The sequence below is a fragment of the Vibrio sp. 2132-1 genome (genome assembly GCF_033344315.1).
In genome coordinates this window covers 1-532 of sequence record NZ_JAWPON010000794.1, presented here as the reverse complement: position 1 = coordinate 532, position 532 = coordinate 1, and the positions used below count along the sequence as shown (strand labels likewise).

The 532-nt window shown below is 49.1% G+C and carries 1 pseudogene; it reads right to left on the bottom strand.

The window, feature by feature from the left end:
* A pseudogene (locus R8N47_RS28040) lies at positions 1-532 on the bottom strand (MSHA biogenesis protein MshI); the annotation flags it as partial.

Sequence of the window (532 nt, the reverse complement as noted above, 5' to 3'; positions counted from 1 at the left end):
GAAGCTGAGCAGAGAGGTAATCTATCGAACGTTGCAGCTCCAGAGACAAACTGTCCATCTGTAGCTCGCTTGACGGTACGCCAGTAAGAGGAGGTGTCACGCTACGAATCGAACGATGGAATGCAATGGTGTGCTCAACAAAAGCACTGATGCGGAAATGCCCACGCGCGCTACGTTGCAGCAACAAAAAGTTACCAAGCTCACCAGCGGTATCACCCCAAACATCATCTTCCGGAATGATCGCTTCTAACGGCAATTGAGCACGACTAGCCAGTAGCACAATTTTATCAAGCATCTTTCTTGATAAAACATAAGCTTGCACTTTACTTGAGTTTGGTAGCTCTACCGCATCAGCGATGATGTCGATGGCACGCTCAGAAATAAGCTCTTTGAGTAAAAACGGCAGCGCCGCCGACCACTCTTGGCGTGGCATGGCTGGCTTGTCGATTTGATACATCTGATAGTAGTTGTGTGACAGCACAACGGTCAGAGAATCATAAGCGCTCGCGGCAACGCTTAACGCTTGCTCAAC